This is a genomic window from Paenibacillus sp. FSL W8-1187 (assembly GCF_037965485.1).
GTDB lineage: Bacteria > Bacillota > Bacilli > Paenibacillales > Paenibacillaceae > Paenibacillus_O > Paenibacillus_O pasadenensis.
The window spans coordinates 2,683,006-2,696,675 of record NZ_CP150181.1 but is presented as its reverse complement, the minus strand read 5'-3'; the positions used below and the strand labels follow the sequence as shown (position 1 = coordinate 2,696,675).

Annotated in this window: 13 protein-coding genes; all 13 read right to left on the bottom strand. The window is 64.3% G+C overall.

Annotated elements, in window-relative coordinates:
* Window positions 1–64 precede the first annotated feature (64 nt).
* The 13 genes from NYE40_RS11645 to mutL all read right to left on the bottom strand — a co-directional run bounded on the left by NYE40_RS11645 (window position 65) and on the right by mutL (window position 13,653).
* Window positions 65–844, bottom strand: coding sequence for a YdcF family protein (locus NYE40_RS11645; RefSeq protein WP_228551448.1), 780 nt, complete (start codon window positions 842–844; stop codon window positions 65–67).
* The gene (locus tag NYE40_RS11640; protein ID WP_028598355.1) at window positions 841–1,398 is read right to left on the bottom strand and encodes a DUF402 domain-containing protein; all 558 of its coding nucleotides are present in this window, start codon (window positions 1,396–1,398) and stop codon (window positions 841–843) included. The genes NYE40_RS11645 and NYE40_RS11640 overlap by 4 nt, the downstream gene beginning before the upstream one ends.
* Before the next feature lie 244 nt (window positions 1,399–1,642).
* A complete protein-coding gene (gene cyoD, locus NYE40_RS11635) occupies window positions 1,643–1,981 on the bottom strand; it encodes a cytochrome o ubiquinol oxidase subunit IV (protein WP_028598356.1) in 339 nt (112 codons plus the stop codon).
* A 1-nt stretch (window position 1,982) separates the two neighbouring features.
* The gene (locus NYE40_RS11630; RefSeq protein WP_028598357.1) at window positions 1,983–2,588 is read right to left on the bottom strand and encodes a cytochrome c oxidase subunit 3; all 606 of its coding nucleotides are present in this window, start codon (window positions 2,586–2,588) and stop codon (window positions 1,983–1,985) included.
* A complete protein-coding gene (locus NYE40_RS11625) occupies window positions 2,588–4,558 on the bottom strand; it encodes a cbb3-type cytochrome c oxidase subunit I (RefSeq protein ID WP_028598358.1) in 1,971 nt (656 codons plus the stop codon). The genes NYE40_RS11630 and NYE40_RS11625 overlap by 1 nt, the downstream gene beginning before the upstream one ends.
* A 26-nt stretch (window positions 4,559–4,584) precedes the next feature.
* Entirely contained in the window at window positions 4,585–5,571 is a 987-nt protein-coding gene (gene qoxA / locus NYE40_RS11620; protein WP_043111151.1) for a cytochrome aa3 quinol oxidase subunit II, read from the bottom strand.
* Between the two features lie 174 nt (window positions 5,572–5,745).
* Window positions 5,746–5,976, bottom strand: a complete 231-nt coding sequence (locus NYE40_RS11615; protein WP_043111152.1) for a hypothetical protein — start codon at window positions 5,974–5,976, stop codon at window positions 5,746–5,748.
* A gap of 95 nt (window positions 5,977–6,071) precedes the next feature.
* Complete coding sequence (locus NYE40_RS11610) at window positions 6,072–6,782, bottom strand: peptidylprolyl isomerase (RefSeq protein WP_028598360.1); 711 nt, start codon at window positions 6,780–6,782, stop codon at window positions 6,072–6,074.
* A 46-nt stretch (window positions 6,783–6,828) separates the two neighbouring features.
* Window positions 6,829–9,333, bottom strand: a complete 2,505-nt coding sequence (locus tag NYE40_RS11605) for a PBP1A family penicillin-binding protein (protein WP_180968499.1) — start codon at window positions 9,331–9,333, stop codon at window positions 6,829–6,831.
* A gap of 151 nt (window positions 9,334–9,484) precedes the next feature.
* Window positions 9,485–9,730: an RNA chaperone Hfq gene (hfq, locus tag NYE40_RS11600; RefSeq protein WP_028598361.1), complete on the bottom strand. Its 246-nt coding sequence runs from the start codon at window positions 9,728–9,730 to the stop codon at window positions 9,485–9,487.
* Window positions 9,727–10,719: a tRNA (adenosine(37)-N6)-dimethylallyltransferase MiaA gene (miaA, locus tag NYE40_RS11595; protein ID WP_028598362.1), complete on the bottom strand. Its 993-nt coding sequence runs from the start codon at window positions 10,717–10,719 to the stop codon at window positions 9,727–9,729. The genes hfq and miaA overlap by 4 nt, the downstream gene beginning before the upstream one ends.
* A complete protein-coding gene (locus NYE40_RS11590; protein ID WP_339279957.1) occupies window positions 10,706–11,503 on the bottom strand; it encodes a class I SAM-dependent methyltransferase in 798 nt (265 codons plus the stop codon). The genes miaA and NYE40_RS11590 overlap by 14 nt, the downstream gene beginning before the upstream one ends.
* Window positions 11,500–13,653, bottom strand: a complete 2,154-nt coding sequence (gene mutL / locus NYE40_RS11585; protein ID WP_339279956.1) for a DNA mismatch repair endonuclease MutL — start codon at window positions 13,651–13,653, stop codon at window positions 11,500–11,502. The genes NYE40_RS11590 and mutL overlap by 4 nt, the downstream gene beginning before the upstream one ends.
* Window positions 13,654–13,670 lie beyond the last annotated feature (17 nt).

Genomic DNA, 13,670 nt, shown 5'->3' with positions numbered 1-13,670 from the left:
TGTCCCTTCTGGTACGTTTCGCTCTCCTAAGCGTATTCGGGACAAAGAAGCGGTATGAACGGATTTAAGGCGCTTTGAGGCCGATCAGCAGCAGCAGCTTGTCCAGCTTCCACTTGCCGTACGCCAGCACCTCCCGCGTCTGGTTGCGCGAGGCGCTGAGCACCTTGGACTTGACCGAGCTGACGACGGGATCGTCGAAGCCGAGGAAGCGGGCCATGTCCAGCGCCCGCGGCGCGTGGTACTCATGCGTGACGATCAGGTAGGAGGAAAGGCCGTTCTTCTCCCCTGCCTCGCGGCTGAACACGAGATTCTCGTACGTGCTCGTCGCGCGGTTCTCCAGGAGGATATCCTCCTTCGGCACGCCTTTGTCGACGAGATAGAGCCGCATCCCCTGCGCCTCCGTCAGCTTCGAGCCGTTGCGGTCGAGGCCGCCCGAGACGATCAGCTTGTCCACCCGCCCCGCCTCGTACAGCCGGAGCGCCTGATCCAGCCTCTCCTGCAGGCCGGGGCTGGGGCGGTCGTTCCAGAGCGCCGCGCCGAGCACGATCGCGGCCTGCCGCTGCGGCACGGGATTCGGAGGATCGTAATGGGTGATCTGCCAGAGCAGCCAGCCGCTTGCCAGGACGCCGACAGACAGCGCGATCAGCATAACGCGCAAAAGACGGCCTGCGAGGCCGCCTCCTCTTGCTTTGCGGGTCGGCCGCCGCTTCGCGCGGACCGCCGCCTTTTGCTTGCTTCCGGCCTTCGGCTTGCCGGCGGCCGCGCCCTTTCGCGCCGGTCCGCTAGAGCTGTCCTTGAGCCCGCTTCCCTTGCGGGGAGCGGGCGGACCCGGGGGACGGCTCATGATTCGCTGACCTCTCCGAGCCGCTCCGCGAGCGTCTTGCGGTGGCGGAGGCTGAGCGTGAAGTAGCGGAAGCGGCCGTTCTTGATCGAGGCGAGCAGGCGTCCGGCCGTCTTGCGGGCCATCGCCGCCTCCTTGCGCGTGATGTCCCCGCCGAGAACCGCGTCCTCCAGCTCATCCTCGTCCATCAGGTACACTTCGCCCGACGGCAGCACGACGATGTCCAGGTACAGGTCGTCGAACCACGGAACCTGCTGGTCGGTCAAGCCTTGCGTTTTGCAGATGTCAATGTACCATTGCACGACCTTGCCCTTGTCGTCGAACATCGTCGTGACGACGAAATGCTCGCCCCGCGGGAAATGCTGCATCCAGAGATAGCCCCGGTCGGCCAGGCAGAGCCGGCGCCCGTTGTATTCCTTCCACAGCGGCTCCCGCAGCTCGTGGATCCGGTAGAACGTGACGAGACCTCGGAAGTCGTCGCCGTCAAGCGTCAGGCAAGTGTAGCTTCTGCGCAGGATACGCCGCCAGTTGGCCCGATCGGAAAATTTTCGTTTCATATGGAACGTACCCTTTCCCCTAAGATGCGGTGCGGCTGCCTTCTCCTGTCTGGAGGGTGGCTGGTGGATCCTTCCGCCCCATCCTTCCTTTAGTTGACAGCTTACCACATCTTCCCGCGCTTCTCCACCCATGCTCCAAATAAGACCGGGCTCCGCCCGTCCCTGCCGCGCCGCCGCGAGGACGTCCTCTATGGAAAAAGCCCGTCTCCGGCTGGCGGAGACGGGCGGCTCGCACGCGCGCTTGCTACTGCACGACCGAGTTGAAGGACATGATCCAAACGGAGCCGGCGACGATCGTAATGACGATGATCCCGCCGAGCACGAGCGCCATGAGGTTGTACCTCGGCTTATCCGCTTCGCGAATGTGCATGAAGAAGATCAGCTGCACGAGCAGCTGCGCGACCGCGGTAATGAGGATCACGAGCAGCGTGGCGGTGCGCTCCAGCAGCCCGTTGAACACGACGACCATCGGAATGATCGTCAGCACGATCGACAGGAGAAAGCCGATCGAGTACGACTTCATCGAGCCGTGGCTGTGCTCCTCGTGGTGGCCGTGGCCATGGTTGGACGAATGCTGGCTCATCTTACATCACCCCCATCAGATAGACGACCGAGAGGAGGAAGATCCAGATGACGTCGAGGAAGTGCCAGTACAGGCTGAAGTTCGTGATCTTGCGCTTCGTGACGGTCGTGATGCCGCGCTTGCGCAGCTGCAGGATCAGGCCGATGCACCAGAAGATGCCCATCGTCACGTGGATGCCGTGCGTGCCGACCAGCGTGAAGAACGCCGACAGGAACGCGCTCGTGCCGATGTTCGCGCCTTCGTGGACCATCGTCATGAACTCCTCGATCTCGAGGAAGAGGAACGCCCCGCCGAGCAGCAGCGTCATGACGAGCCAGAAGATCGTGCCTTTGAGCTTGTTCGCCTGCATCTGCAGCACCGCGATCCCGCTCGTGAAGCTGGAGGTGAGCAGGATGAACGTCGAGGCGACGAAGATCGGAATCTCGAAAAGCTCCTTGCCGGTCGGACCGCCGTTCGTGTGGCCTACGAGGACGACGTAGACCGCGAACAGCGTTCCGAACAGCAGGACGTCGGAGACGAGGAACAGCCAGAATCCGGCTGTCTTGAGCGACTCCTGTTCTTGCGTATGGTGCTCGTGCACTTCAGGCGATACGATGTGCTGCGCCATTATCTCGTCGCCCCCCTTAGCTTCTGTTCCGTTCTCTTGACTTCGTCCACCGGGATGTAATAGTCCACGTCATAGGTGAACGAGCGGGCATACAGGCTGCCGAACACGCCCAGGAAGCCGATGATGACCATCCAGATCCAGTCGAACGTGAAGCCGAATCCGACGAGGAACCAGAAGCCGGACATGATGAACGGGATGCCCGAGTTTTTCGGCATGTGGATCGGCTCGAGTTCCTGCTTCGGCCGCTCGATGCCTTTAGCCCGGTCTTCCTTCTCATGCCACCAGTCGTCGACCTTGCGCACCTGCGGCACGACCGCGAAGTTGTAGGCCGGAGGCGGCGAAGGAATCGACCACTCCAGCGTGCGGCCGTTCCAGATGTCGCCGGTCTTGTCGCGCTGGCCGTTGCGCACGCTCCAGGCGATCTGCCACACCTGGAAGATGAAGCCGAGGCCCATCAGGAACGCGCCGATCGTGCTCGTGAAGTTGAGCGCAGCCCAGCCGCGGTCCCACTCGTACGTGTAGACGCGGCGCGTCATGCCGTCGAGGCCGAGGAAGTACTGCGGGAAGAAGCACAGGTAGAAACCGATGTTCCACGTCCAGAAGCCCCACCGTCCGCGCTTCTCGTCGAGCTTGAAGCCGAACAGCTTCGGCCACCAGTAGTAGATGCCGGCGAGATAGCCGAACACGACGCCGCCGATGAGCACCTGGTGGAAGTGGGCGATCAGGAAGTAGCTGTTGTGGTACTGGAAGTCGGCCGGAGCGACGGCCAGCATGACGCCGGTCGCGCCGCCGACGAGGAAGCAGGGAATGAAGCCCATCGTCCACAGCATCGGCAGCTCGAAGCTGATCCGCCCTCGATACATCGTGAAAAGCCAGTTGAACACCTTGACCCCGGTCGGAATCGCGATCGCCATCGTCGAGATGGCGAAGAAGGAGTTGACGTCCGCGCTCGAGCCCATCGTGTAGAAGTGATGGACCCAGGTGAAGAAGCTGAGCACGCTGATGACCATCATCGCGAACACCATCGACTTGTAGCCGAAGATCGTCTTGCGCGAGAACGTCGCGACGATCTCGGAGAAGATGCCGAACGCCGGCAGGACGACGATGTACACCTCGGGATGTCCCCACATCCAGATGAGGTTGACGTACATCATGGACATGCCGCCGCCGTCCAGCGTGAAGAAGTGCGCCCCGAAGTAGCGGTCGAGGAACAGCAGCGCCAGCGTCACCGTCAGGATCGGGAAGGCGAACAGGATCGTGATGCAGGAAGACAGCACGGACCAGGAGAAGAGCGGCATCTTCATGAGCTTCATGCCCGGCGCGCGCATCTTCAGGATCGTGACGATGAAGTTGATGCCGGTCATCAAGGAGCCGATGCCGGAGATCTGGATGCCCCAGATGTAGAAGTCCTGGCCTCTGCCCGGACTGCCTGAGAGCTCGGAGAGCGGCGGATAGCTGAGCCAGCCGGCGTCCGGCGAGCCCCCGATGACGAAGCTGATGTTGAACAGCATCGCGCCGAACAGGAACAGCCAGAAGCTGAGCGCGTTCAGGAACGGGAACGCGACGTCGCGCGCGCCGAGCTGCAGCGGCACGACCATGTTGAACAGCGCGAACATCATCGGCATCGCCATGAACAGGATCATGATCGTGCCGTGCGTCGTGAAGATCGCGTTGTAGTGGTCCGCCTGGAGGAACTCGACCTCCGGCAAAGCCAGCTGCGTGCGCATGAGCAGGGCGTCCACCCCGCCGCGGAACAGCATGAGCAGCGACGCGATCAGATACATGATGCCGATCTTCTTATGGTCGACCGTCGTCAGCCATTCCGTCCAGAGCCACTTCCATTTCTTGAAGTAGGTCAGGACAAAGACGATCGCGACGCTGACGAGCGCGATCGATACGTCCGCGCCGTAAATGAGCGGATCGCCCGTGACGAAGAAATCGCCGGCGAACTCTTTGATGGAATCCCACATATGGATCTATTTCCTCCCCTTGCCGCCTATTGGCTCGAGTCCGGCTGATCGCCGGACGCCGCGGAATCAGCCGCCTGGCTGCCGCCGGCGGAGCTGTCCTGCTTGTCTTTCTTCACCGGGAACGCGCCCCGGATGTCGAGGCCGTTCGCCGGATGGTGATGGCCGCCGTTCTGGATGACGATCGAGTTGAACAGCGTCGGCTCGAGGTCCCCGAACGTCTGGATCGGCGCGGTGCCCTTCACGGCCAGCTGCTGATAAGCCTTATGGTCCAGCTTCGCCGGCTCCTGCTTGGACTTCTCGATCCAGGCGTCGAAATCGTCCTGCGTCATCGACGTGACCTTGAAGTTCATCTTGGCGAACTCGCTGCCGGAGAAGTTGGCGCCGGAACCGTAATACTCGCCCGTGCCGTCGGACTGCAGCCACATCCGCATCGCCATTCCCGGCATCGTATACATCATGCCGCCCAGCTGCGGAACCCAGAACGAGTTCATCGCTGAGTTGGAGGTGAGGACGAACTGGATCGGCGTCTTTTCCGGGATGTTCAGGTAGTTGACCGTCGCGATCCCCTGGTCGGGATACTGGAACAGCCATTTCCAGTCCATCGACGTGACCTGGATCGTGACCGGCTCGACATGCGCCGTCTCGGCCGGCGGCTTGATCAGCTTGTACGTGTCGCGCACCGTGAAGTAGCCGAGCAGCGCGACGATGATGATCGGAATCGTCCACCAGATCGCCTCGAGCTTCGTGCTGTGCGACCAGTTCGGCTCGTAAGGCGCCTTGTTGTCCGGCTTGTCCCGGTACCTCCAGACGATATAGGCGAAAATCGCCAGCACCGGCACGACGACGACGGCGCACAGAAGGACGGAGATCCAGATGAGGTCCTTCTGGATTTCCGCGACCGGTCCTTTCGGATCGAGGACGATCGCATTTTCGCACCCGGCCAGGAATACGGCCATTCCGGCTCCGGCCAGGACCGTCCCCAGCCTGCGGAGCCGCTTGCGTGCAGCTTTCATTGTTTCATCTCCTTTAGGCCATCTCCAAGCATATTACCCACAATTCGGGAATGTCCCCTGCCGTCCGCAAAGATACGGTTCCCTCTCTCGCAACCAGCATATCAAAAAGGACGCGTATCCGCGTCCCCGTTAACGAATCCGTCTTATTTTTGTGCGAATTCCGTAATACGTTGTTCAACGAATTGTCTTATCTTGCCCATCCTCCGCGATTTCTTCCGAGAGTGGAAACATGCTTGCCGCGATCATGACGACGGGCGAGGCGACCAGGCAGCCCATCCCGAGCATGAGCGGCAGGTTGCGGTCGTTGAACGGAGTGAGGAAAAAGAGGCAAAGCACGGCTCCTGTCGCGGCCAGCGCCCACGCATAGCCTTGAAGCATGGCCGCCATCGTCATTCGCTTGTCCATGAGGAACTCCCCCTTCTGCTATGGTTCAGCATATGAGGAAATTCACAAAAGGTTCACCCGTTCGGGGGAGATTCGTCACAGACGCGAGGAACGGATCAGCTTTCCTGGATGTCGATGGACTCCATTTTGACGACCGTCGTCGGCTTGCTGGTCTCGCCGCTGTTCGGGTCGACCTCGACCGGCGTCGCCGCGATCTTGTCCACGACGTCCTGGCCGCTCTCGACCTCGCCGAAAATCGCGTAGTTCGGCTGGGCGTCGAGGCCGCGCACGCTGTCGCCGGTGCCGATGAAGAACTGGCTGCCGCCCGTGTTCGGACCGGCGTTGGCCATGGCGACGACGTACTTGTCGTACGAGTGGCCGTTGTTCAGCTCATCGGGAATCGCGTAGCCGGGACCGCCGGCGCCTGTGCCTGTCGGATCTCCGGTCTGGACCATGAATTCCTGGATGATGCGGTGGAACACGACGCCCTCGTAGAAGCCCTCTTTGGCGAGGAAGACGAAGTTGTTGACGGTCTGCGGAGCGTCCTTGGCGAACAAGCGGATCGTGAACTCGCCCTCCGTCGTCTTGACGACGGCTTTGTACGTCTTGTCCGGATCGATGGCCATGGCGGGAGCCTTGTCCCATTGCTTGGCCGGCTCGGCCGACGGCTCCGGCGAGCTGGCCGGGCTGGCGGTGGCTGGCGGCTCCGTGTTCGAGGAGCCTCCGGCTCCTCCGGTCGCGTTGCCGTCGGACTTGGCGCCGCAGCCGCCCAGCACGAGGGCGGCGGCGAGCAGAAGAGCGGATGTGGAAGCGAGCATGCGGTTCATGGATTGGATCATCCTTTGCTGGTGGGATGGGCTGCTGGCTGGCGAATCAAGGCGAGACGAAGCCGGCGCCTTGGGCGGCCTCGTCTCCGCTGGCAGGACCTTCGGTCGGCGGCGTTCCGCCGTCCGTGGCTGCCTGCTCGGTCGGAGTCGGCATTGGGGTCGGCGTCGAGCCCGGTGTCGGCGTCGGAGTCGGAACGGCCGGCTCGCTCGGCTCCGTGCCCGGTTCTTCGCTCGGGGAGGGCTCGGCAATCGGCGGCTCGCTCGGCGTCGGGCTCGGAGACAGCTCGACGCCCGGGATCTCGACGAAGATTTTGGCCGACGGCACGCCTTCTTGTCCGCTGGCATCGTCGTACGCGGTCACGTAATATTCATAGCTCATGCCAGGCGCGACGGACAAGTCCGCCACTCCAGGCGAGGCCGCGTCGAGGATGCGGGCATAGTCGGCTTCGCCTTCTGCCTTGCGGTAGATGCGGTAGCTGATCGACTCGCCCTCGACCGGCGACCAGCGCAGCGCGACGAGCATGGCGTTCTCGTCGTAGCTGCCTTGCAGGTCGAGCACCTGATCGGGCTGCTCGCCCGGAGGCGGCGTCTGCGGCGTTGGCGCAGGAGCCTTGTCGAAGGAGCCGCGCGGAACGTCCTTCATCGCCTTCCGCATCACTTTGGAGAACAGCGCCGCAGCCGCGGAGCTGCTTTTCTTGAGCAGATGGTCCTTGTCGGTCTTGTCGTAGCCCATCCATACCGCGGCCGTCCATTCCGGCGTATAGCCGACGAACCAGGCGTCGCGGTTGTAGCTGGACTTCAGTCCCGGGATGCCGTGCTGGGTCGTGCCCGTCTTGCCGGCGAGCGGGCGGTCGATCGCCGCTCCGGCGCCCGTGCCTCCAGACTGGACGACTCCCTGCATGATCTGCGTCATGTAGGCGGCCGTCTGTTCCTTCATGAGCTGCTTCGGCTTCGGACCGGCATACTCATAGACCGTCGCTCCGTCCGAGCTCTCGATACGTACGATCGTATGCGCGTCGACCGAGCGCCCGTCGTTGGCAAAGGCGCTGTAGGCGGTCGCCATCTGCAGCGGCGAGACGCCCGTCGTCAGGCCGCCGAGCGCGATGCTGAGGTTGCGGTCCTTGGACTTGTCGAGCGGCATGCCGAGCTTCTCGGAGAACGCGACGCCCTTGCTGACGCCGATCTCGTTGAGCAGCCAGACGGCCGAGGCGTTGCGCGACTCCTTGAGCGACTGCGCCATCGTGATCGGACCGATGTACTTGACGCGGTTGGAATCGGTCGGACAGTAGTCGCCGTAGCATTTCTTGTCGTCGCGCAGGATCGAGTCCGGCGTGTAGTCGCCCGTGTCGAGGGCGGGTCCGTACACGGTGATCGGCTTGAACGCGGAGCCCGGCTGGCGCGGCACGGTGACGCGGTTCCAGCCTTTGCGGACGTAGTCGCGGCCGCCAATCATCGCCTTGATCGAGCCGTCGCTATGGTCCATGATGACCATCGCGGCCTGCTGCTTCTGGTCGTCGGGCGACTTTTCGAAGTTGCTGTCGTCGTCGAACGCGTCCTCCACCGTCTGCTGCGCCGTGGCATTGAGCGCCGTGTAGATCTTGAAGCCGCCGAGGCGGATCTCGTCCTCGGTGCGGCCCGTCACCTGTACCGCTTCCTTGACGGCGTAGTCGACGTAGGTCATGAATTTGTTGCGCGAGCTGCCGGTGCTGTAATTGTCCAGCGGCTTGTAGACGACAGCCTTGGCCTGCTCCATCTCGGCCTCAGTGATGTAGCCTTGATTGTTCATGAGCGTCAGCACGACCGCGCGGCGGCCGGCGGAGCGCTCGGCGTCGTCCTTCGGATTATAATAGCTCGGCGCCTTGGGGATCGCGGCAAGCGTAGCCATCTGCCACAGCTTGAGGTCCTCGAGGCTGCTGTTGAAGTAATACTTGGCGGCGAGCTTGACTCCGTACACCCCGTTGCCGAAGTAGATCCGGTTGAGGTACATCGTCAAAATCTCGTCCTTGCTCAGCTGGTTCTCCAGCGCGACGGCGATCGAAGCCTCGGTCGCCTTGCGGAAAAACGTCTTGTCCTGGTTGAGGAACAGGTTGCGCGCCAGCTGCTGCGTGATCGTGCTGGCGCCTTCGACCGCGCTGCGCGCGATGATGTCCTTGACGATGGCGCGGCCGATGCCGATGACGTCGATGCCGGAATGCTCCTCGAACCGCTTGTCCTCGGTGGCGATGAACGCGTTCCGCAGCAGCTCCGGCAGCTCGCTGAACTGCGCGTCCTGCGAGTTGACGGAGGCGAGGCTCGCGATTTTGCCGTTGCTTGAATCATAGATTGCCGACGCGTCTCCGCGCAGCAGCACGTCGCGGTTGGCCGCGAGGATGCGCTCGCCGTTCAGGATGACGAGCAGATAGCCGACGATGGCGCAGACGACGCCGAGCGCGCCGGCGAAAAACAATCCGTAAAACCATTTGCGCTTGCGGCTGGCGCGCGAGCGCCCCCGTCCCTTCGCCGATTTGGCCCCGGACGGGCGGCCTTCCCCTTTTTTTCTCTGTTCTGGCATATGGCTCATGACTCCTTCCGGTCGGTCCTAGCTTCTCCCGTTATAGGTATACCCCGCAAACAGAAGAACAACCCTGCCGGAAGAGCGGGTTGTTCTTCGGACCGATATTCAACTAACGAGGAAAAGACGGGAAAGGTTTCATCGGGGGTGCTCAGGCTCCTGCGCCCGGCGTCTCCTGCTGCATCAGCGATACGTTGCGCTGCGGCGTGAACGTCGAGATGGCATGCTTGTACACCATCTGCTGGCGTCCGTCCGAGTCGATGACGATCGTGAAGTTGTCGAAGGCGCGGATGACGCCCCGGATCTGGAAGCCGTTCGTCAAGTAAACCGTCACCGGAATGCTGTCCTTGCGCAGCTGGTTCAGGAACGTATCTTGAATATTGATGGATTTGTTCATTGAGAGTTACCCCCGTCACAAGAAGATTGGTTAGTGGTATATTCAAGACCGCAGCCTAGCTTTCCTGCTAGTATAGCATGGATGCGCTCCAAATTGTTGTGAAAATTTTCCCCCGCGTCGATCCATTCGATGTCCTTCATATGGCGGAACCAGCTCAGCTGCCGCTTGGCGAAGCGCCTCGTATCGCGCTTCAGCAGCTCCGCCGCCTCCTCCCTCGAGCGCTCTCCGCGCAGCCACGGGACGAGCTCCTTGTAGCCGAGCCCCTGCATCGCCACCGCATCGTCCGGCACGCCGGAGGCGAGCAGCCGGGCGACCTCCTCCGCGAGCCCCTCCTCCATCATCAGATCGATCCGCCGCTCGATGCGGCGGTACAGCTCGGCCCGATCCATCGTCAGTCCCAGCAGACATAGTTCGTAAGGCGATTCCTTTTTCTGTCCGGCGAGCTGGCCGCTCATCGTCTCGCCCGTCAGATGCAGAATTTCCAGCGCGCGGATGACGCGGCGCGTATCGTTCGGATGCAGCCGGGCCGCGCTCTCGGGATCGGCGGCCGCGAGCCGCGCATGCAGCGCCTCCGCGCCCTGCGCCTCCCCGAATGCCTGCAGCTCGGCGCGATAGCTCTCGTCGGACGCCGCCTGCGAGAACCGGTAGCCGTAGCAGACCGACTCGATGTACAGACCGGTGCCGCCGACGATGAACGGCAGCCGGCCGCGCCCGGCGATCTCGGGAATGAGCCGCGAGCAGGCTTCCTGAAAGTCCGCGGCCGAATACGACTCGCGCGGATCGCGGATGTCGATCAGATGATGCGGGACGCCTTCCATCTCCTCCGGCCTGATCTTCGCGGTGCCGATGTCCATGCCCCGGTACACCTGCATGGAATCGCCGGAGATGATTTCCGCTCCGTACGCCTTGGCGAGCTCGAGGCTCAGCTTCGTCTTGCCGACCGCCGTCGGTCCGAGCAGGACGAGCAGCGGCGGCTTATGCGGGGTCATGCTTGCCAATCGTTATCACTCCATATCCGACAGCCGACGTCTTATTGCCCGGACAGCGGACGAAGCCGAGCCGGCCGAATTCGGGACTGTGGTTCGTTTCCTTGAGCACGACGGCGCGCCTCGCCACCCGCATCGCCTCGCGGACGGCGTCGGGATGAAGCGGCTCCGGGTTGGCGAGGCCGCGCAGCGGGCCGATCGAGCTCGACTCATGCACCGGATCGCGGAACATCGGGTCGAAATAGACGATGTCGAAGCTGTCGTCCGGGAGCGAGCGGAGATGCTCCGCATAATCGGCGCGGACCGCGCGGATGCGGCGCAGCGCGGCCGTCACGTCGGGCAGCTCCGTCTCGTACGTCCGCAGTCCGTCGCGGACGACCGCATGCAGCACGGGCTCGCTCTCGAGCGCCGTCACCTCGCCCTCCGGACCGGCCGCGTAGGCGAACACGATCGCATCGCCGGCCAGACCGGCCGTGCAATCGAGCACGCGGTCGCCCGGGCGGACGCCTGCCAGCTCGACGAGCGGATCCGGCTCGCCCTTGCGCAGCCTTTTGACCCGCACATAGGCCATGCTCGGATGAAAATAGAAGGGCGGCTCCTCGGGGCCGCCGTAATAGCGCAGCTGCGTGCTCGTCACGACGAGCAGCTCGCGGTCGCCCGCCTGGGCGGCAAGCTGGCCGAGCGTGCGGCGGCGGCGCGGCTCCAGCCGCGCGCCCAGCTCCTCCGCCAGTCGCGCCGCCGTCGCCAGCATGTCCGCCGACGGCTGATCCGTCGTCGTTACGATCATGACATCACCCGCTTGAACATTTTTTCCAGCTGATAGACCGAGATATGGACGAGGATCGGCCGGCCGTGCGGGCACGTATACGGCTGCGCGCATGCCGCGAGCCTCGCCAGCAGCGTCTCGCCTTCCTCGCGGCTGAGCCGGTCGTTCGCTTTAATGGAAGCTTTGCACGAGCACAGGATCGCCGCTTCCTCGCGCAGCTTGGCGATGTCGACGGCGCGCTTCTCGCGCAGCGCCCAATCGGCCATCTCCTCGACCAGCTCCTGCTCCCGTCCCTTCGGGAACCAGTGGGGATGAGAGCGGACGAGGAAGCTTTGCGGCCCGAACGGCTCGAGCTCGACGCCCGCCTCCGCCAGCAGCGGCAGCCGCTCGACCAGCTGCAGCGCGTCCGCGCTCGTATATTCCAGCGTGAACGGCAGCAGCAGCGGCTGGCTTTCGCCGCTCACCTCGCCGAACTTGCGGTAGTAATATTCGTAGTTGATGCGCTCATGGGCGGCATGCTGGTCGATCAGATACATGCCTTCCTCGTTTTGCGCGATCAGGTACGTGCCGTGCAGCTGGCCGACCCAGCTCAGCTCCGGGAATCCGGCAGCGTCGGCCGCTGGAGCGCCGCCGGCCGCAGGAACGGCCGGATCGGGCGCGAGCTCCGGCGGCGGACTCGCGCTCGCGCCAGCGGCGGCGGCGACGGGGAGCGACGGAGCGCTGTCCGCTGCGGCGGCCGCGGAATTGGACGCGGCCGCATCCGGCGGCGAAGGCGTACCGGCCGGATCGGCCGGCGAAGCCGCGTAGCCGGCGGCGGCGGACTCGCGCCAGCCGGCCGCGCCGAAGGCGCCGGCAGCGGGCGCGTACAGCCGCTGCGCCGCATCCGGCGGCACGGCCGGCGGCTGCGCGGCGGGCGCCCGCCACGGTCCGGCGGCGACGCTGCCCGGCGGCGGGCCTTTGCGCGCCGAAGCGGACGCGGAGCCGAGCGCGCCGTCCGTGCGCGGCGGGGCGCTGCCCGCGGCAGGCGCGCTCGCGGCCGCCGTCTCGGCGCCGGCGCCGGCGGCCGGATCGGCCGCCGGCATCCCGGCGAAGCCGGGCTCCGGCTGGTGGAAGCGCAGCTGCTCCTGCCGGTACACCGGACCGGAGCGCTCGCCCCGGCCGGACTCGGGACCTGGAATATGGCGCCTTCCGCCGAGCGCGGCGCGCGCCGTTTCCTCCACGAACGCCTTGAGCTCGGCTTCCTTGCTGAACCGCACCTCCATCTTGGACGGATGCACGTTGACGTCGACGAGCCCCGGATGCATGCCGATCTCCAGCACCGCGACCGGGAAGCGGTTGATCGGCAGCAGCGTGTGGTAGGCGGCGAGCAGCGACGACTGCACGGCGAAGCTGCGGATGTACCGGCCGTTGACGACGGTCGTCAGCGCGCTGCGGCTCGCCCGGGTCAGCTCCGGCTTGGAGATGTACCCGTTCAGCTCGTAGTCGGCATGCTCGCCGCGCAGCGGCAGCATCGCCTTGGCCGTGCCGGTGCCGTAGACGGCGGCGATCACCTGCAGCCGGTCGCCCGTGCCGGACGTGCGGAGCAGGCTGCCGCCGTTATGCGTCAGCGAGAAGGCGATGCCCGGATGGGCGAGCGCGATGCGGTAAATATAGTCCGAGATATGGCCGAGCTCGGTCTGGATGCTTTTCATATATTTGAGGCGGGCGGGCGTGTTGAAGAAAAGGTCGCGGACGGTCATGTCCGTCCCCTGCGAGCAGCCGGCATGCTCGTCGGCGGTCAGCTGGCCGCCTTCCATGCGGATGCGGCGGCCGAGTCCGCTGTCGCCGCTCGCGGAGACGCATTCGACGCGCGCGACGGCGGCGATGCTCGGCAGCGCCTCGCCACGGAAGCCGAGGCTCGCGATCCGGAACAGGTCGCGGTCGCTCAGCAGCTTGCTCGTCGCATGCCGCTGGAACGCCGTCTCCATGTCCTCCGGCTCGATGCCGCCGCCGTTGTCCTGCACGCGGATGAGGCTCAGCCCGCCCTCCTCGATCGTGATGTCGATCGAGGTCGCGCCGGCGTCGACCGCGTTCTCCACCAGCTCCTTGACGACGGAGGCCGGCCGTTCGACGACCTCGCCCGCGGCGATCTGGTTCGCCAGATGCTCGTCCAGCACATGGATCTTGCCCATCGTTCCCCACCTCCCTG